The organism is Verrucomicrobiia bacterium, assembly GCA_019634625.1.
Classification (GTDB): Bacteria; Verrucomicrobiota; Verrucomicrobiia; order Limisphaerales; family CAIMTB01; genus CAIMTB01.
Genome location: JAHCBA010000054.1, coordinates 1 through 17,549, shown reverse-complemented (window position 1 = coordinate 17,549; position 17,549 = coordinate 1). Strand labels below are relative to the sequence as shown.

12 protein-coding genes are annotated in these 17,549 nt (G+C 67.1%); 5 read left to right on the top strand and 7 right to left on the bottom strand.

What is annotated here, in order from left to right; genetic code table 11:
* Nucleotides 1-237 precede the first annotated feature (237 nt).
* The 3 genes from KF833_21890 (at nt 238) to KF833_21880 (ending at nt 3,702) form a co-directional block, all read left to right on the top strand.
* The gene (locus KF833_21890) at nt 238-1,497 is read left to right on the top strand and encodes an Nramp family divalent metal transporter (GenBank protein MBX3747968.1); all 1,260 of its coding nucleotides are present in this window, start codon (nt 238-240) and stop codon (nt 1,495-1,497) included.
* A gap of 78 nt (nt 1,498-1,575) precedes the next feature.
* Complete coding sequence (locus KF833_21885; GenBank protein ID MBX3747967.1) at nt 1,576-2,622, top strand: NAD-dependent epimerase/dehydratase family protein; 1,047 nt, start codon at nt 1,576-1,578, stop codon at nt 2,620-2,622.
* A 3-nt stretch (nt 2,623-2,625) separates the two neighbouring features.
* The gene (locus KF833_21880) at nt 2,626-3,702 is read left to right on the top strand and encodes a dihydrodipicolinate synthase family protein (protein ID MBX3747966.1); all 1,077 of its coding nucleotides are present in this window, start codon (nt 2,626-2,628) and stop codon (nt 3,700-3,702) included.
* 754 nt (nt 3,703-4,456) lie between these two features.
* Here the strand turns inward: KF833_21880 and KF833_21875 are convergent.
* Nucleotides 4,457-6,112, bottom strand: a complete 1,656-nt coding sequence (locus KF833_21875) for a hypothetical protein (protein MBX3747965.1) — start codon at nt 6,110-6,112, stop codon at nt 4,457-4,459.
* A gap of 376 nt (nt 6,113-6,488) precedes the next feature.
* Between KF833_21875 and KF833_21870 the strand changes: the two genes are divergently transcribed.
* Entirely contained in the window at nt 6,489-8,180 is a 1,692-nt protein-coding gene (locus KF833_21870; protein MBX3747964.1) for a hypothetical protein, read from the top strand.
* 83 nt (nt 8,181-8,263) lie between these two features.
* Here the strand turns inward: KF833_21870 and KF833_21865 are convergent, their stop codons facing one another.
* A complete protein-coding gene (locus tag KF833_21865) occupies nt 8,264-8,629 on the bottom strand; it encodes a hypothetical protein (protein ID MBX3747963.1) in 366 nt (121 codons plus the stop codon).
* A gap of 193 nt (nt 8,630-8,822) precedes the next feature.
* Here KF833_21865 and KF833_21860 point away from each other — a divergent pair, with 193 nt between their 5' ends.
* Nucleotides 8,823-10,190 carry a Gfo/Idh/MocA family oxidoreductase gene (locus KF833_21860; protein ID MBX3747962.1) on the top strand — a complete coding sequence of 456 codons (1,368 nt, stop codon included), beginning with the start codon at nt 8,823-8,825 and terminating at the stop codon, nt 10,188-10,190.
* 107 nt (nt 10,191-10,297) lie between these two features.
* On the opposite strand, the gene KF833_21855 is transcribed toward KF833_21860, so the two are convergent.
* From KF833_21855 to KF833_21835, 5 genes are all read right to left on the bottom strand, one after another.
* Nucleotides 10,298-11,260, bottom strand: coding sequence for a thrombospondin type 3 repeat-containing protein (locus KF833_21855; protein MBX3747961.1), 963 nt, complete (start codon nt 11,258-11,260; stop codon nt 10,298-10,300).
* A gap of 340 nt (nt 11,261-11,600) precedes the next feature.
* On the bottom strand, nt 11,601-12,665 hold the full coding sequence (locus KF833_21850; GenBank protein ID MBX3747960.1) for an HlyD family efflux transporter periplasmic adaptor subunit: 1,065 nt from the start codon (nt 12,663-12,665) through the stop codon (nt 11,601-11,603).
* 14 nt (nt 12,666-12,679) lie between these two features.
* The gene (locus tag KF833_21845) at nt 12,680-13,363 is read right to left on the bottom strand and encodes a DUF4956 domain-containing protein (GenBank protein ID MBX3747959.1); all 684 of its coding nucleotides are present in this window, start codon (nt 13,361-13,363) and stop codon (nt 12,680-12,682) included.
* Between the two features lie 16 nt (nt 13,364-13,379).
* Nucleotides 13,380-14,210 (bottom strand): polyphosphate polymerase domain-containing protein, encoded by an 831-nt coding sequence (locus KF833_21840; protein MBX3747958.1) that lies wholly within the window; start codon nt 14,208-14,210, stop codon nt 13,380-13,382.
* A gap of 339 nt (nt 14,211-14,549) precedes the next feature.
* Nucleotides 14,550-17,354 (bottom strand): valine--tRNA ligase, encoded by a 2,805-nt coding sequence (locus KF833_21835; protein ID MBX3747957.1) that lies wholly within the window; start codon nt 17,352-17,354, stop codon nt 14,550-14,552.
* Between the last annotated feature and the right edge of the window lie 195 nt (nt 17,355-17,549).

Here is a 17,549-nt window from a genome sequence, read left to right as displayed (position 1 = left end):
TTAGGGCTCAAGGGGGGTGTTTTGCTGGTGCATCCCTGAATTGTGGGTGAGGCGGCAGCGAATCGGAGGGGCGAGCTCCGCGAGTCCACCACCCAAGGCTCCATGCTGTTGCGGCCTCGTGGAACTCGGCCCTCCGAATTCACACCTGCGCTTCATTCGGGAGGGACGGGTGTTTCTTTGGGGCCGGGGTCCCGGATTGCGTCGGATGGGGGATTGACGGGAGAGTGGAGGGACTCCATGCCGACCGACCATTCCTCCCAGGGTTCCCTGCCGTCGCCGGATGCGGGTCATGCGGTGTCGGCGGGACGATTGTGGCGCAATCTGGGTCCGGGGTTGATCACGGCGGCGGTGGTCGTCGGGCCGGGCACGATCACCATCACCTCGAAGCTGGGGGCGGCGGTGGGCATGTCGATGGTATGGGCCCTGGTGATCACGGCCTCGTTCATGATGGTGTTCACGGCGATGTCGGCACGGATCGGGATCCTCAACGCCGATTCGATCCTCACCGTGGTGGGGCGCCATTACGGGCGCTGGCTGGCGGTGACGATCGGCCTGCTGGCCTTTGTGGTGTGCGCCGGGTTTCAGTCCTCGAACTACATCGCGTGCGCGACGGCGTTGAGCACGCTGACGGGGGTGGGCGAATCGGTCTGGATGCTGGTGGTGGGCGGGGCGGGGGTGGTGTTCGTGTTCGGAGCGCGCCAACTGTACCGCTTTCTCGAGAAGGCGATGACGGCCCTGATCGCCGTGATGCTGCTGGCGTTTCTCTTCAATCTTGCCCTGGCGCGGCCCAATCCGATGGAGCTGCTGCGGGGCCTGGTGCCGGGCGTGTGGCCGGGGGAACTGACGGGGCTGGCCATCGGGCTGTCGGCGACGACGTTTTCGGTGATCGCCGCCCTGTACCAGGCGTCGCTGGCGAGGCAGAAGGGATGGGGTCGCGACGATCTGTCGGTCGGGGTGCGGGAGGCGGTGGTGGGGATCGGGGTGCTGTTTGCGGTGTCCCTGACGATCATGTGGACGGCGGCCACGGTGCTGCGCGGAGTCGAGGTGGGCAGCGCCGCGGATCTGTCGAATCAATTGCGGCCGCTGCTGGGTCCGACGGCGGTGGTCCTGTTCGGCGTGGGATTCCTGGCGGCGGGATTCTCGTCGGTGGTGGTCAATGCGATGGTGGGCGGGGCGCTGCTGGCGGACGGGATGGGGTGGGAGGCCCGTTTGAGCGGATGGGTGGCGCGGGTGTGGACCACGGTGGGGATGGCGGTGGGATTGGCGGCGGCGTTCTACCTGATGCGCTCGGGGTCCGCGTTGAGCGGGATCGTGATCGCGCAGAAGACCACGATCCTGACCGTCCCGCTGGTGGCGGTGGTGCTGCTGATGCTGGCCAACGATCCGCGCGTGGTGGGGCCGCACCGGAATCGCGCGTGGCAGAATGCGGTGGCGCTGCTGGCCATCGGCGCGCTGCTGGCCATGAGTGCCTACCGGGTGAAGGAAATGCTGTCCTGACCCACGGACGTCTGGCAGCGTCCCGGCTTCGCCCTTCGCGCACGCAACGTGCGAACCCGGCAACGCGTATCGTCCGCCATGACATCGTCCGCCCCGACGCCCTGCGTCATTGAATCCGAGGAGCAGCTTCTGGAGGTGCTGACGCGTCCGTCGCCAGCCCTGGTGGCGGAGATGGCGGGATGGACGGGGCGGTTGGTGGTGGCGGGCGCCGCGGGGAAGATCGGACCCAGCCTGTGTGTCATGGCCCGGCGGGCGGGCATGGCGGCGGGGCGACCGGTCGAGGTGGTGGCGGCAAGCCGGTTTTCCGATCCGGCGGTGCGCGACTGGCTGGAGGGGCAGGGGGTGCGGACCGTTCGGTGTGACCTGCTGGAACCGGGGGCGGAATCGCTGCTGCCGGATGCGGAGCGGGTGATGTCGTTGCTGGGCTTGAAGTTTGGCACGGACCGGGACCCTTCCCTGACGTGGGCGGTGAACGCCCTGGGCACGGCGCGACTGGTGGAGCGGTATCCACGGGCGCAACTCGTGGTGCTGTCCACAGGCAACGTTTATCCCCGGGTCCCGGTGGCCGATGGCGGAGCGACGGAGGATCACGGTCTGACGCCGATTGGCGAATACGCCAATGCCGCCGTGGCGCGTGAGCGGGTGGTCGAGCACCTGGCGCGGCGGCAGGGGACGCCGGCAACGCTGCTGCGGTTGAGTTTTGCGGTGGAATTGCGGTACGGGGTCCTGGTGGACATTGCCCGGCGGGTCTGGGACGGAGAGCCCATTGAACTGGCGAACGGGTGGATCAACTGGATCTGGCAGGGGGACGGCAATGACTGGATGCTGCGGGCGTTTCCGCTGGCCGAAGTGCCGCCCACGGTCTGGAACCTGACCCATCCCCAGGCGCTTTCGGTGCGGCGGATTGCCGGATGGTTCGCCGACGCCTTCGAGCGCCCGGCGACCTTTCATGGAACGGAGGCGGATGACGCGCTTCTCTCGAATGCCTCCCGGTTGGCGGCGCGGTTCGGTGAGCCGGCGACTCCGGTGGAGACGGTGCTTTCATGGATTGCGGAGTGGGTTCGGCGGGGAGGACGGCAGATCGGGAAGCCGACCCATTTCGAGGTGCGGGACGGTCGTTACTAGGGAATGAACGCCGCGGTCAGCAGCGTGGAGGAGACGCGTCAGCGGTTGCTGGAGGGAATGGTCATCCCCGCGCATCCGCTGGCACTGACCGGGGAAGGGCGGTTCGATGTGCGACACCAGCGGGCGCTGACGCGGTACTATCATGCGGCGGGGGCGGGCGGGGTGGCGGTGGGCGTTCACACGACGCAGTTCGCCATTCGCGACGCGGAGCACGGGTTGCTGGAGCCGGTTCTGGAACTGGCGGCTGAGACGGTGTCCGCCTGTGACCGGGCGGCCGGCACACGGACCGTGCGGGTGGCGGGAATCTGCGGACGGACCGAGCAGGCCGTGCGGGAGGCGACGCTGGCGAGCCGGTTGGGGTATGACGCCGGATTGGTGTCATTCTCGGCCTGGCGGGACGCGGATGACGATGCGTTGATCCGGCACGCCGAGGAGGTGGCCGAGGCGATTCCGGTATTCGGTTTCTACCTGCAGCCCTCGGTGGGGGGGAGGGTCCTGACGTTGTCGTTCTGGCGCCGGTTCGTGGCCATTGCGAAGGTCGTCGCCATCAAGGTCGCGCCCTTCGATCGGTACCGGACGCTGGACGTGTTGCGGGCCGTTGCGGAATCGGGTCGGGCGGGGGAGATCGCCTTGTACACCGGCAACGACGACACCATCGGGGCGGACCTGTTGACCGGGTACGAGATCGGGACGGATGCAGGCCGGGTGCGATTGGCGTTTGCGGGAGGGTTGCTGGGGCACTGGGCCTGCTGGACGCGGCAGGCGGTGGCGTTCTGGCGGGCGTGCAGGGAGGCGAGGCAGGCGGGGGCGGTGCCGGCGGACCTGTTGAGGTTGTCGGCGCGCGTCACCGAGGCGAATGCCGCGCTGTTCGATGCCGCGAACGGGTATGCCGGGTGCATTGCGGGGATTCATCAGGTGCTGTCGGGGCAGGGACTGATGGCGGGCACGCGCTGCCTCGATCCGAAGGAGACGCTGTCTGCGGGGCAGGCGGAGGAGATCGAACGGATTCGAAGGCTGTACCCGGAACTGCCCGATGACGCCTTTGTGGCGGCGCAGCGGGACAAGTGGTTGGCGGATTGACGGGAAGCCGAAGCCGGTGTGGCACGCTCGACAAATGACCGTAAACGCCGTGCATATGCACGGAGATTGGGGCGATGGGATGGAGGGTGCCGGTGTGGGAAAGGAACGCGGTCGGTGGGGCGGCGAGGGTGGGTGGGTGCATTCCCGGGGATTGGCTGAGCAGGCCGGGGCGAGAGGAAAATGAGCGTAAACGGCGTGCATATGCACGGAGATTAGGGCGATGGGATGGAGGGTGCCGGTGTGGGAACGGAAAGCGGTCAGTGGTGGGCGAGGGTGGGTGGGTGCGTTCCCGGGGATTGGCCGAGCAGGCCGGGGCGAGAGGGAAATGAGCGTAAACAGCGTGCATATGCACGGAGATTGGGGCGATGGGATGGAGGGTGCCGGTGTGGGAACGGAAAGCGGTCAGTGGTGGGCGAGGGTGGGTGGGTGCATTCCCGGGGATTGGCTGAGCAGGCCGGGGCGAGAGGGAAATGAGCGCAAACGCCGTGCATATGCACGGAGATTGGGGCGATGGGAAGGAGGGTGCCGGTGTGGGAACGGAACGCGGTCAGTGGTGGGCGAGGGTGGGTGGGTGCATTCCCGGGGATTGGCTGAGCAGGCCGGGGCGAGAGGGAAATGAGCGTAAACGGCGTGCATATGCACGGAGATTAGGGCGATGGGAAGGAGGGTGCCGGTGTGGGAACGGAACGCGGTCATTGGTGGGCGAGGGTGGGTGGGTGCATTCCCGGGGATTGGCTGAACAGGCCGATCCGGATCACTGGGTGGGCGTAGGGACCGGGGATTCCGGAGCGGGGGTCCCGTCGGGAGCCCGCAGGCCGTAGCGGCGCATGGTTTCCTCGTCCATCTGGAACGGGACACGGGCCCTGGTCCGACGCTCGGCCTCGGCGCGATGCCAGTCGGCCATTGCATTCTCGTCGGCGGGTTCAGGCCAGACGCCATCGCGGGCGAGCCACCATTGGCGGGTTCCGGGGTTCGGATCATCCCAGGTCGCGTCGCCTCCGTGGTCGATGCCATTCTCGCCGACGCTCCAAAGGGTGAATCCGGAACCTGTGTCCCGGCGGTACCGGATGGGTTGACCATCCATTCTGTCGATCGGCACGGATGCGAGGAAGTCCGGTACGAGTTCCGCGAGGGTGTCGGGGAGACGGGCATGGCGGCGGTCGAACCGTTCCAGGGCGATGCGGGTTTCCAGGAGGGAGCGTTGGGTTTGTGCCTGCAGGACTTTCGCGACGGTCTTGTCGAGCGACTCGACGAATCCGGGGAGGACATGCGCGGAATAGAAACGGCGCCATGGGGCGGCGGGGGCGTCGGTCGAACGGTCGGCGGTCCATTCCTTGAGGCGATTCGCCGAGCCTTCCCTGAGGATTTCCTGTCGGGACAGGATGACCGGTTCCAGGTCCAGGAGGAAACGCGCGAAGGCTTGATCGTGCCAGCCGATGCGACGGATACGGTCGGCCATCCGGACCGAACCCAGCACCAGGCGTCCCACGGCCCGCTGGAACAGGGTGGGTTCGCGCGGAGGCTCGGTGTTGCCATCGAGGTGGAGGGTGTGGGTCCGGGTACCGAAGTCCAACGCGGCGTAGGGCGAGGGTTCACCGGGGTTCCATTGGCGCAGGCGGTGCAGGGCACGGACCATGGAAGTGGCATCCCCGTGCAGGCCCAGGAGGGCGCCCTCGGGCGCATCGGAGGAGGGAAGCGCCGCCTGGAGCCGGGCGAGTTGCGGCTCGGTCCAATCCCCGGCGTGCAGCACGGAGGCGGCCCGGCTGGCGGCGGTACCGGCCACCGAGAGGTGGACCAGTTGGGCGATAAGGAAGGGCGCATCGGCGAGGTCCCGTTCGATTCGGGCCATGGATTCGAGATCCGAGACGGCGGTCTCGAAGTCTCCTCGACGAGCCGCCTCCAGGGAGGCCATTCCCAGGGCGAGAGCCGCGCTCTTGGAGGCGGACAGTCTGGTCAGGAGCTTGGGCCCAGGGTCGAGGGGATCCTCGACGGACGGACGGCGAGGGGCGTTGAGGGTGTCACGGAGCGATTGGAGGGCCCCGGCGTGGGTCTGCGCCCATCGGGCGATATCCTCCCAGGAATGGGTCTGACTTCCGGGATGACCCCAACGCTCCACCCGCGTGGCCGGCACGATGCGGCCCGGGGCGATGGACGGTACCATGGGAACCTGCAGGCGGGTGGCACCCAACGACTCGGCTGCGGTCAGGAGATCGGGGAGGGCCGTGTCGGAGGCGGGCGAAGGTGCGGGCGGCGTCGGATCGACCTCGAAGGTCACGCCACGGCTCTGCAGTTCCGAGAGTGCCGAGGCCAGTTGGAGTCTGCCTTGCCCATGATGGAAGGCCAGGAAACCCGCCACGCCAAGGAGCAGGGCGAGCACGAAGGCGAACGGCAGCCGGCTTCGACGGATCATACTGGAATGTGGGTTGCGACGCGGGGGAAGGTCAATCGCCGAGGGATGCGGAAGAGTTCATTTCATGCATCCCGGAGTTGTGGGGTGTGGTGCGAACTCAGCGAAGCCTCGCCTCGGAGGGCCGAGTTCCACGAGGCCGCAACGGAGTGGTGCGATGGAATGAGGACTCGCGGAGCTCGTCCCTCCGAGAGGTGAAGCAGGGTTGGGAACCTGAGGCGCTCCGTCTTTGACTGGACGGTGGGGGATCTGGTTGGGTGGAGGGGTGAAGACGGAGCGGACGGCATCTTCGGAGGGAGGTCAGCCGGCGGGGGGCAGGGGACCGGGGCGAGGTGGCCGGTCCCGGGGCCGGCGTCGGTGGCGCTGGATCATTCTTGGAATGGTGGCGGCCCTGCTGGTCGGGGGCTGGCTGTCGGCGCGTCCTGCATGGCGTTGGGTGAAGGCGGTGCGGGCCGAGCGATTTCTGGCCGAGTCGGAGACCTTCATTCAACAGGAGGAATGGACGCGGGCCCTGGAGCGGACGCGGTCGGCGCTGCAACTGGCGCCCACGCACCCGACGGTGTTGCGCCACGCGGCGGAGCTTCATGGGCGGTTCGGGTCGGAGGGGGCGCTGACGTATTACGAACAGTTGCTGGCGACGGGGAAGGCGAAGGCGTCGGACCGGGAGCAGTATGCGGCGGTGGCGTTCGGGCTGGGGGATGCGGGGTTGGCGGGTGCCTTGATCGAGGAACTGCTTTCGTCGCCGCGGCCGACGGCGCGTACGCTTCTGTTGGGGGCGCAATACCGGGCGTTGCAGCAGCAACCGACGGAGGCCATCCGGCTGGCGAGGGAGTGCCTTAAGGTCGAGCCGAACAACCCGACCAACGCGCTGGCGCTCGCCACCTTCCTGAGCACGAGTCCGCGGGAGGTGGACCGCGAGGAGGCCATGTCGGTCCTGTGGCCCTACGCTGAGGCGGAGGGGCCGCTGCAGATTCGGGCCCTGGCCACGATCGTCAGGGCCCCCGGGACGCCGCGGTCCGACCGCGAAAAGGCGGAGGCGCTGTTGCGGGCCAAGGCGTCGCGGACGGTGGACGAGGAACTGCTCCGGCTGGAGGCCGTGGTGTCATTGGATCCCTCGATGCGGGTGCGGATTGCGGACGAGGTGGTGGAGCGGATTGGGCGCAGTTCGCCGGAGGCGATGGCGGCGGCGGCGCACTGGCTGAACCGGCAGGAACAGTTTGCGCGGACGCTGGGGCTGGTGTTGCCGGACGTGGCGCGGACGCATCCACGCCTGACGCAATTGCGTTACGAGGCGTTGGTGGGGGTGGGACAGGACCGGGCGGCGTACGATTTCATCCGGGCGGATGGTGTTCCGGGCGAAGCGGTTGCGCTCGAGTTTCTGAGGTGTGCGGCGGCGGCACGATTGAACGACGACGCGGCGGTGGACGGGCATCTGCGCAACCTGCTGACGCTGACCCGGCGGCAGCCGCGGCAGATGCGGGCGGTGGCGGAGTTTGCCTTGCGGCATCGGCGCACGGAGATCGCGACGGAAGCGAACCGGATTCTGAGCCGGCATCCCCGGGAAGCGGAGGCTGCGTACCGGTCGCTGCTGCGGACCGCGGCGGCGGAGGGCGAGACCTGGGCGGCCCGGGATTACGCGCGGAAGCTGGCGGCCCTGCGGCCGGACGACGAGTCGGCCCGGCTGCAGGTGGCCTATTACGACCTGTTGCTGGAGGAGGATGTGGACCGGGCGTTTGCGACGATCGAGGGGCTGCACCAGGCGCGTCCGCGGGATTTCCAGCGGCGGGTGGCACTGGCGCTCGGGCATCTGCGCCGGGGCGAACCGGAGCGGGCGGGTGCCCTGATCGAGGGACAGATGGTGGTCTGGAGGGATCTGCCTCCGTCGGCGCGGGCGGTGGTGGTGGCCACGCTGGGGGCCAACGGGCGGTCGTCCTCGGTGGCGCGGCTTCTACCCCGGGTGCCGCTGGCGCGGCTGCACCCTGAAGAGCGCGAACTGCTGCGTCCGCACCTGGCGGGCGCGGTGAGCCGGGGGATGGAAGAGGCGGGGGACGGCGGGGCCGAGGAGCTTTGAGGGAGGCGGATGCGGCGATTTGCCGCCACACCGGGAGCGGCGAATGGGCGGGGGGCGATGATGGAGGGCGGCGACGGGGCGCATCACGGCGAGTCTGTGAAGGCCATCCGGTCGCGCTCCCAGGCCTCGAAGTCGGCAGGCCGATCGAAGCGCTTGATTTCCGTGTGGCCGTCAGCGAAGGCGTAGGTCTTGTAATAGCCTTCGGGCGTTGTGTCGGCGGCTGGACGATGGAAGGGGTCCTTCTCCCGGATCAGGATGGCGCGGGCGGGGTCGGCGATGGCATGCGCGGCACCGCGATAGACGACCTCGAACCGGTCCGGATCAAATGCACCAAGGATTCCGTCCATGGAGCCTTCGGGCAGATGGGGAGCAGCTTCCTCGAGGGATGCGGGAAAGCGGTTTCCATTGGCCGCCGCAAAGAGGTGGAAGGCAACGGCCCAATTCTTCATGTTGAGCCGTACGTCTCTTGGGCACGGGATTGCGCGGGTGGGGTGGATGGGGGCGATGTGGAGGCACGGGGGGCGAGCGCCGACAGACGTTGGCGGGTAAGGGGGTGGGGTTGTGGAGGTGGAGTTGGGGTGGATGGCGCTATCCGTCCCTTTCCGGTTGAAAAGTGCGGGTGGAGGTTTCTTGCTTGGGGGCATGAAGCCCATGCGCCCCGCCTTGCGGACGAACCGTCGTGCCTTTCTGAAGACCACCGGCCGGTTGGCGGCGGCCTCGGCACTGGCCGGGGTGGCGTTGCCGCACGTGCATGCGGCGGACAGCCAGACGGTGCAGGTGGCGCTGGTGGGGTGCGGGGGACGGGGCACGGGAGCGGCGGCGAACGCGCTGGCGACGCAGGAGGGGCCGGTGAAGCTGGTGGCGATGGCGGACGTGTTCGATCGGCGGATCCGCAACAGCCATGAAGGGCTGCAGAGGGAGTACTCGGAGCGGGTGGATGTGCCGGAGGACCGCCGATTCCTGGGGTTCGATGCGTACAAGCAGGCCATCGACTGTCTGCGTCCGGGCGATGTGGCGATCTTCACCACGCCGCCGGCGTTCCGGTGGGTGCATTTCAAGTACGCCATCGAGAAGGGGGTGAACGTGTTCATGGAGAAGCCGATCACCGTGGACGGCCCCTCGACGAGGCGGTTGCTGGAGTTGTCGGATGAGGCGGACCGGAAGGGGTTGAAGGTCGGGGTGGGGCTGATGGTGCGGCATTGCCGGGGGCGGCAGCAGTTGCACCAGCGGATTCAGGACGGGGAGATCGGCGAGTTGACGTACATGCGGGCGTACCGGATGGGGGGCCCGGCGGGGAACCCGGGGCCGCGACCGGCGGGGATCAGCGAGCTGATGTACCAGGTCCAGCGATTCCACGGTTTTCTGTGGGCGAGCGGCGGGTTGTTCAGCGACTACAACATCCACCAGATCGACGAGTGCTGCTGGATGAAGAATGAGTGGCCGGTGCGGGCGCACGCCACGGGGGCGCGGTTGTATCGGGGGAATTCGATCGACCAGAACTTCGACAACTACTCGATCGAATACACGTTCGCCGACGGGATGAAGTTCTTCTTCACGGGCCGGAGCGTGAACGGGTGCCACGACGAGTTTGCGAGTTACGCCCACGGGACGACAGGATGCGCGATTGTCTCGACCCATGTGCACACGCCGGGGCGGGTGCGGACATTCCGGGGTCAGAACTTCGCGAGGGCGGACATGATCTGGGCGTTTCCGCAGCCGGAACCGAATCCGTATCAGCTCGAATGGGACGACCTGATGGTGGCGATCCGGAAGGACCAGCCGTACAACGAGGCCCGGCGCGGGGCGATTGCCAGCCTGGTGACTTCGATGGGCCGCATGGCGGCTCATACGGGACAGGTGATCACCTTCGATCAGATGATGGACTGTCCGCACGAGTTTGCCCCGGAGGTGGACCGGTTGACCGCGGATTCGCCGGCGCCGCTTCTGGCCGACGCCAACGGTCTGTATCCTCAGCCGGAACCGGGACGGAAACGGGACCGGGAGTACTGAACCGGCCCGTCGGCTTTTCCCCGGCGAGTTTGACCGGACGCCCGCTTTTCCCGGCGAGGCCGGGGCGGGCGTCCGCAACGGATGCCTATCGTCGGCCTATCGTCCGCCTATCGTCCGCGGGCGCGGGCGCCGCAGCTCTGGATGGCGGCCGCCTGGCGTGGCGTGAGAAGGCCCTGATCGCGCCACGACTGGTTCAGCTTCGCGAGTCCGCTGACGAACTGTCCGTGATTTTTCGAGTGGGCGGCGAGGGCATCGATGAGGTCGTTGAGCGTGCTGCCATCGGGGAACAGAAGATTGGGCACGTGGGTGTCGCAACCTCCGATGGTCACATTGCCGCCAACGCCGCGGGAGTTCGGAAAGGCGTCGCAGGCATCCCCGATGCCGTCTCCGTCGGCGTCGGCCTGGTCCGGGTTCGGGATGAGGGGGCAGTTATCGAGGATGTCGGGGATGCCGTCGCCATCGGCGTCGGCGGACGGGTCGGCCGTGGCGCGGATCTCGATGCCGAAATTGATGTTGGGTTCTCCATCGAAGGTGAACAGGGCCCAGTCATCCCCGGGATTGGGATAACCACGCAGCCAGTAGTCGGCGAAGCTGGTGCCGGTGGTGGGAGGGTCGTAGAGGATGGGTCCGGCGTCGCCTTCGGCGACCGAGAGACCGCCGAAGGCCACACTGACCGCCAGCACGTCGGGGAGCACGACGGTGCCGGTGAGATCGGTGAAGACGGCCCAACCCGATTCGGAGGCGACGATGGGCACGGTTTCAGAGAACAGCACGGTACCCGGGGTATTGAAGCCGAAGCTTCCGGGGGTGGGGGCTCCGTCCATGCTGTAAAGAGTCAGCGTAAGGGTTTCATCGCCGTCGAAGTTCTCACCATGATAGGCGATGGTTGCTCCGTGAAAGACACGGTGGCCGGGACCGAGGGTGACTTCATCCGCGGCTTCCACATAGGGGAATCCGGCTAGATAGGTGCCCAGTGGTTCGGACAGGTTGTAATAGACGATGGAGGCGGCCTGAGACATGGGTGCGCAAGCGAGGGCCGCGATGACGATCAGGGGGGTTCGGATACTCATGGTACGACTTCGATTCCGAATGTTAACAGGGTCCCGGGAGCTTTTCGGCGGGGCCCAAAGACTCCGCCAAGTCGATCCCAGGACAGTTCCCGAAAGTGGGTGGGGAATACCTCCGGACTGAGGACCGACGGTACGCAGGGGGTCGTGTGTGTCAAGCGCGCGATCGCAGCGCGCGATCGCTGCAAGACTCCCGCCATCCTCCATCGAATGGGGTGCATGCGGCCACGAGGGAGAGGGGGAAGCAGGAACGAACGATTTCCGGAGGCCGAAGGGGCTGGGGCTGGGGCTGGGGCTGGGGCTGGTGAGTGGGGAGTGGAGAGTGGAGAGTGGAGAGTGGAGATTACCGACCGGGCCAGACGGTGAGGTCCACCATTTCGCCGGGGAGGACGTGGAGCTCCGGGGGCAGGGCGACGGAAAAGGCGAGGCCGTGGTCCATGGTGAGGTTGAAGGGGCGGAGGAAGGACGGGGCGAGGATGGGTTCGATTTCGGCACCGATGTGAAGGATGTGGGAAGTGGCGGTGCGGGCGGGGCGGCCGCGGGTGCGGACCTGGACCTGCATGCCGGGCTTGAGGTCGAGCATGAGGGGCTGGCGGACGTAGGCGAGGATGCGTTCGGAGGTGGGGGCGGCGACGATGGCGACGACGGAGCCGGGGACGAGGCGTTCCCCGGTGCGGTGGTTGACGACGCTGATGATGCCGTCCATGGGGGCGCGGAGGAGTTGATCGCGCTGGCGCAGGAGGAGGCGCTCCTGGGCGGCGAGGGCTTCGGAAATGACATCGAGGGCGCCGCCCTGGGTGCGGCGGTGGGTGGTGTCGAGGGTATGGACGGCCTCTTCGAGACCCTCGACCACGCGGGTACGTTCGTGGACCTCGGCCTGGAGGGCGTCGAAGGCGGACTGGGCGAGATCGAACTCGGCATCGGAGACGATGCGATCGGCGCGGAGACTGCGGTTTCGTTCGAGGTCGCGGCGGGCGTTTTCGAGGGTGACTCGGGCGGTGGCGAGGTTGACGCGGGCTTCGAGCCAGCGGGCGCGCATGGTTTCGACGTTTTGTTCGTTGCGGGCCTCGTCGAGGGCCATGCGGGAGCGCATCAGGGAGAGTTCGGAGCCGAGGACGGCGAGTTCGGAGCGGATGGCATCGGGGTCGAGGATCTGGAGGGCGCCGAGGATCTGGCCGTTGGTGACGGGCTGGAAGCGTTCGACGGACCAGTGGATGAGGTGGCCGCCTTCGACGGCGGTGACATTGGCGCGGATGGGTTCGACCTCGCCGAAGATCTGGAAGCCATTGAAGCGGACGTTCCAGAGGATGGTGCTGGCGAGGATGGCGCCGAGGAAGGCGAGGGTGGGCAGGACGCGATGGCAGAACTCCCGCAGGAGATGGCCCGGCGGGCTGGGGATCGGTTCCAAGCGGGATTCCATGGTTAGAGTTCCGACTCGTCTTCGGCCTTGACGGTGGTGACGCGGGAGACGCCGTGGAGATCGCGGAGTTCGGCGATGAGATCGGGGGTGCGGCTGCTATCGCGCAGGAGGAGGCGGTAGGAAAGGTCCACGCCGCCGTATCCCTCGTTGGTGCGCTGACTGGCGCGGACCATGGCGCGGCTGTGGCGGGTGAGGAGGCGGTCGAGGGAGGCGAGTTCCGGGAGGGGGCGGGACCAGTGAAGGTTGAGGATCATGTCGTAGCGGTGCCGGGCGCCGAAGTCGGAGATGCGTAGGTAGAGGAAGAGGGCGACGCCGAAGCCGGCGCCGAGGACGGCGGTGGCGTATTTCTGGGTGCCGGCGGCCATGCCGAGGACGATGGTGGTGAGGATGTAGCTGGTATCGAGGGTGTCGCGGAGGATGTTGCGGAAGCGGACGATGGCGAAGACGGCCATCAGGCCGAAGGCGGTGACGAGGTTGTTGGCAAGGACCTGCATCACGAGGGAGACCACCACCGGGATGACGATGAGGGAACTGACAAAGCTTCGGGAGTAGGAGAGGCCGGGGTGGGTGTACATGTAGGTCCAGGCGAGCGCCTGGCCGCCAAGGAAGGCGAGCAGCATGCCGAGGATCACGGCGGCAAAGTCCGTGGGGACGGCGGCCATGTCGGCGGTTCGGAGCCAGTCCATGAGAGGGGCTGCGGAGCTAGGGGGAGACCGGCAGCGGTCGGTTGGCGGGCAGTTCGGGATCGGAGACCGGGGCGGCCCAGCCCCAGGCCTCGCCGCGGAGGGCGGCCTTCAGCCGGTCCTCGCCGTAGCGGGCCACGCCGTCCGCGTACTTGGCGGCGGACGACTGGCGCAGGTTGAACACCCGCACGAGTTCCTGCCACCAATCGGGAAAACGGCCGGTGAACTTGAGTTCGAGGATGACGCGGTGACCGAAGACGCGGAGCGGATCGGCCATGCGGGTTTCGAGGCGGGCGACCGGTTCGGGTTCGAACAGGACGTCGCGGTCGAGGGTGACGCGGACGGAATTGTCGCGGGGGCTCATCCAGGCTTCACGCTGGTAGGCGACATGGGCGACAGGACGGGCGCGCAGCTCGATCATACGGGTGACGAAGGCCTGGAGGCCGGCGAGGTGCCGCGGGTCGGCCGTGGCCAGTTCGGCGGGTGCGGGGAGCTGGCCGGCGACGAGGCGGTCCACGGCGTCGCGGTGGACGGCGCCGCGCTGTTTGAGGATGGCATTGTTCATGCGGCGCTTGATTTCGAAATAGACGGGCGCCGACGGGCGATTCTCGTAGAAGCGGACACGGAGTTTGAAGCGGTTCTTATTGCCGTTGATGGTGTGGTGGTAGGTCGCGAGCCCAGGGGAATCGAGGTACAGGCTGTGGACGGGGTAGGAGAGATTGGGGCGGGTGGCGCCGAATTCGTCCAGCTCGAGGTAGGAGCTGATGAAGTCCCTGGCGGCCAGCGCAACATCGTCGGACACCTGGTACTTCAATTCCAGGCGTTGCATCTGCAACCGATCTTCGTTCATGGGCCCGGTTCATCGTGCTCCGGCGCGCCACCAGGCTGTCACCGGAATGTCACGACATCGCGACAAGTAAGACGCGACTGACCTTGCCTCACCGGCTCCGAAGCGACAAGCGCCGAGGGATGGAAAAGCCGGCGGCCCGAATCCTGGGCGAGCGTATTGCCTTGAGGATGGTTGAGGCCTTCCTGGGGGTCTGGTGGGATCGAGCCCTCGTTGCGGGGAAGGTGCGGCGACGTGCTGGCGGATTGGGAGACGTCATCGCGGGGACAACCAGCTGGCGGGTTGCCTGTCGGTCCGTGCGGGCGTTTCACGTTGCTCCGCCGCTCCATTCGAGGGCCGTCGTCAGGGCAACTGAGCGAGAGCGGCTTGGGTCCGGGCGGAACGATCGCGCCAGTCGGCGAGTCGCTGGCGGTGTTCCTCGAGGACCTTGGGGGGGACTTTGGCAGTGAAGTCCGGATTGGCGAGGCGTTCCTCGACCTTGGCGATCTCGGCGCGGACCTTCTCGAGTTCGCGAGTGAGGCGGGTGCGCTCGATTTCCGGATCCACCAGGCCGGCCAGGGGCAGGAAGAGGTCACCGAGGGCGTTGCCGACGCTGGGGGTGCCGCGCTCGGGGGTCCAGTCGTGGGCGGCGGGGTCGAGAGGGGCGGCGTTAAGGAGGATGCGGAGGGTATCCCAGGCGTCGGGGGGGAGGGCTCCGGCGGGGCGGAGGATGAAGCGCGCCTTGCGATTGGCAGGGATCTGGAACTGGGCGCGGAGGTTACGGCCGAGGGTGACGAGTTCGAACTTGGCGGCGGCGAAGGTATCGACGGCGGGTTCAAGGCCCCAGAGGGCGCGTTCCTCGTCCTCGAGCGGCTTGGGCCAGGGGGCGTTCATGATGGTGGTGCCGCCCTGCTGTGGGGGCATGTCGATGGCATAGCCCAGGCCGTGCCAAAGTTCCTCGGTGATGAAGGGCAGCACCGGGTGGAAGAGGCGGAGGGTGTGGCTGAGGACGAAGTCGATGACGGCGAGCTTGTTCGCACGGGCGGGTCCGGGATCGGCGGCGAAGGCGGCCTTGCTGGCCTCGATGTACCAGTCGCAGTACTCGCTCCAGAAGAAGCGGTGGAGGATCTGGGTGACTTCGTTGAAGCGGTAGCCGGCGTAGGCGAGGTCGAGTTCGGCGATGGCCTGGTCGAGGCGGAGGAGGATCCAGCGGTCGTCGTGGGTGAGGAGTTCGGGCTGGATTTCAGCCTGGACGGCACCGCCCTGGAGTTGGCGGAAGCGACAGGCGTTCCAGAGCTTGTTGCAGAAGTTGCGGCCGAGTTCGACGTTGCCCTCGTCGTAGATGACGTCCTGGCCCAGGGGGGCGGAGCGCATGACTCCGAAGCGGAGGGCATCGGCGCCGTAGCGATCGACGAGGACGAGCGGGTCGGGGGAATTGCCGAGGCTCTTGGACATTTTGCGGCCCTGTCGGTCCCGGACGATGCCGGTGAAGTACACGTTGCGGAACGGCACTTCCCCCATGAACTCGTAGCCGGCCATGATCATGCGGGCGACCCAGAAGAAGAGGATGTCGGGGCCGGTTACCAGGTCGGTGGTCGGGAAGAATGTGCGGAGGGTGGCGTTCTGGGCATCGCGGTCGGGGTTGCCGGTCCAACCCATGGTGGCGAAGGGCCAGAGCCACGAGCTGAACCAGGTGTCGAGGACATCGGGGTCCTGCTCCCAGTTTTCCGGGTCGGGAGGCGGCTGGACATCGCACCAGATCGCGGGCTGGGCGGTATCCGGACGGGTTTCGATGCCGGGGTCGGAGGAGGTTCGACGGCGGTACCAGACCGGGATGCGGTGTCCCCACCACAACTGGCGGCTGATGCACCAGTCCTGGAGATGATCCATCCAGTGATCGTACACCTTGGCCCATCGGCCGGGGAAGAAGCGCAGGGGGCCGCTGGCGGTCGGAGGGGCACTGGTGGAGTGGGACTGAGAAGTGTCGGTGGCGGCGTCTTCGCTGCCGCCGGGACGGACGCAGGCGCGGGCGGCATCGACTGCCGGGTAGCGAAGGAACCACTGTTCGCTGAGGCGGGGTTCGATGGGAACGTCGGCGCGTTCGCTGAAGCCGACGTTGTTGACGTAGGGTTCGGCCTTGTCGAGGGCACCGATGGATTCGAGGAGTTCGGCGGCTCGCTGACGGCCGGTCATCCGGTCGAGCCCGGCGAGTCCGGCACCGGCGAGGGTGTTGAGGGTGCCATCGGGGTTGAGGACATCGAGGACGGGCAATTGATGGCGCTGACCGATGTCGAAGTCGGCCCGGTCATGGGCGGGGGTGACTTTAAGGACGCCGGTTCCAAATTGGGGATCGATGTGAGCGTCACCAAGGATGGGGATGGGGGTTTGCTTTTCGACAGGAAGGGGGCGCCGGACGTGCTTGCCGATGAGATGAGCGTAGCGGGGGTCGCCGGGATGCACAGCCACGGCGGTATCGGCGGGGATCGTTTCAGGGCGCGTGGTGGCGATGGTGAGGAAGGTGCCGGGTTCCTCGACGACCTCGACGCGGAAGTGGTAAAGGAAGCCCTTTTGTTCCTTCATGATCACTTCCTCGTCGGAAAGGGCGGTCAGGGAGACCGGACACCAATTGACCATCCGGCGGCCGCGATAGATCAGGCCCTTGCGGTAGAGCGACACGAAGGCGTTCTGGACACAGCGGGAGTATTCCGGGTCCATGGTGAACCGTTCCCGGCTCCAGTCGCAGGAGGCGCCGATCTTCTTGAGTTGATGGATGATGATGCCGCCGTGTTTCTCCTTCCATTCCCAGACCCGTTCGAGGAAGGGTTCGCGTCCGAGATCATTGCGGTGCTGGAGGACGCCTTCCTTCTTGAGGTGCCGTTCGACGACGGTTTGGGTGGCGATGCCGGCGTGGTCGGTGCCGGGTAGCCAGAGGACTTCTCGTCCGTCCATCCGTGCCTTGCGGGCGAGGATGTCCTGGATGGTGTTGTTGAGGACGTGTCCGAGGGTGAGGACGCCGGTGACGTTTGGGGGCGGGATGACGATTGCGTAGGCCGGACGGCGGTCGGTGACGCGTGCGGGATCGGCGGTGAAGCAGCCGTGTTCCTGCCAGAAAGCATACCATTTTTCTTCCACGGACTTTGGCTCGTAGGCCTTCGGGATCTCGCTCATGTCGTTCCGTGAGCCTAACGGAGGAGCGTTTCCGGCACAGCAAACTTTCGGGAGCGGGCGGACGGGGATTGAGGGGGACGGGTGGGGTTAGGAATTTGGACGCGGGTGGGATCGACTGCCCCAGGCACTGCGGTGCCGAGGCGTGTGCGCCATCGTGAGGGTGGCCTATATCATGATTCTGACGCTGCTCCCTAC

Excerpts from the sequence above, each read along its gene's own strand:
- KF833_21890 (MBX3747968.1), top strand. The coding sequence starts at position 238 with ATGCCGACCGACCATTCCTCCCAGGGTTCCCTGCCGTCGCCGGATGCG.
- KF833_21885 (MBX3747967.1), top strand. The coding sequence starts at position 1,576 with ATGACATCGTCCGCCCCGACGCCCTGCGTCATTGAATCCGAGGAGCAG.
- KF833_21880 (MBX3747966.1), top strand. The coding sequence starts at position 2,626 with ATGAACGCCGCGGTCAGCAGCGTGGAGGAGACGCGTCAGCGGTTGCTG.
- KF833_21875 (MBX3747965.1), bottom strand. The coding sequence starts at position 6,112 with ATGATCCGTCGAAGCCGGCTGCCGTTCGCCTTCGTGCTCGCCCTGCTC.
- KF833_21870 (MBX3747964.1), top strand. The coding sequence starts at position 6,489 with ATGGTGGCGGCCCTGCTGGTCGGGGGCTGGCTGTCGGCGCGTCCTGCA.
- KF833_21865 (MBX3747963.1), bottom strand. The coding sequence starts at position 8,629 with ATGAAGAATTGGGCCGTTGCCTTCCACCTCTTTGCGGCGGCCAATGGA.
- KF833_21860 (MBX3747962.1), top strand. The coding sequence starts at position 8,823 with ATGAAGCCCATGCGCCCCGCCTTGCGGACGAACCGTCGTGCCTTTCTG.
- KF833_21855 (MBX3747961.1), bottom strand. The coding sequence starts at position 11,260 with ATGAGTATCCGAACCCCCCTGATCGTCATCGCGGCCCTCGCTTGCGCA.
- KF833_21845 (MBX3747959.1), bottom strand. The coding sequence starts at position 13,363 with ATGGACTGGCTCCGAACCGCCGACATGGCCGCCGTCCCCACGGACTTT.
- KF833_21840 (MBX3747958.1), bottom strand. The coding sequence starts at position 14,210 with ATGAACGAAGATCGGTTGCAGATGCAACGCCTGGAATTGAAGTACCAG.
- KF833_21835 (MBX3747957.1), bottom strand. The coding sequence starts at position 17,354 with ATGAGCGAGATCCCGAAGGCCTACGAGCCAAAGTCCGTGGAAGAAAAA.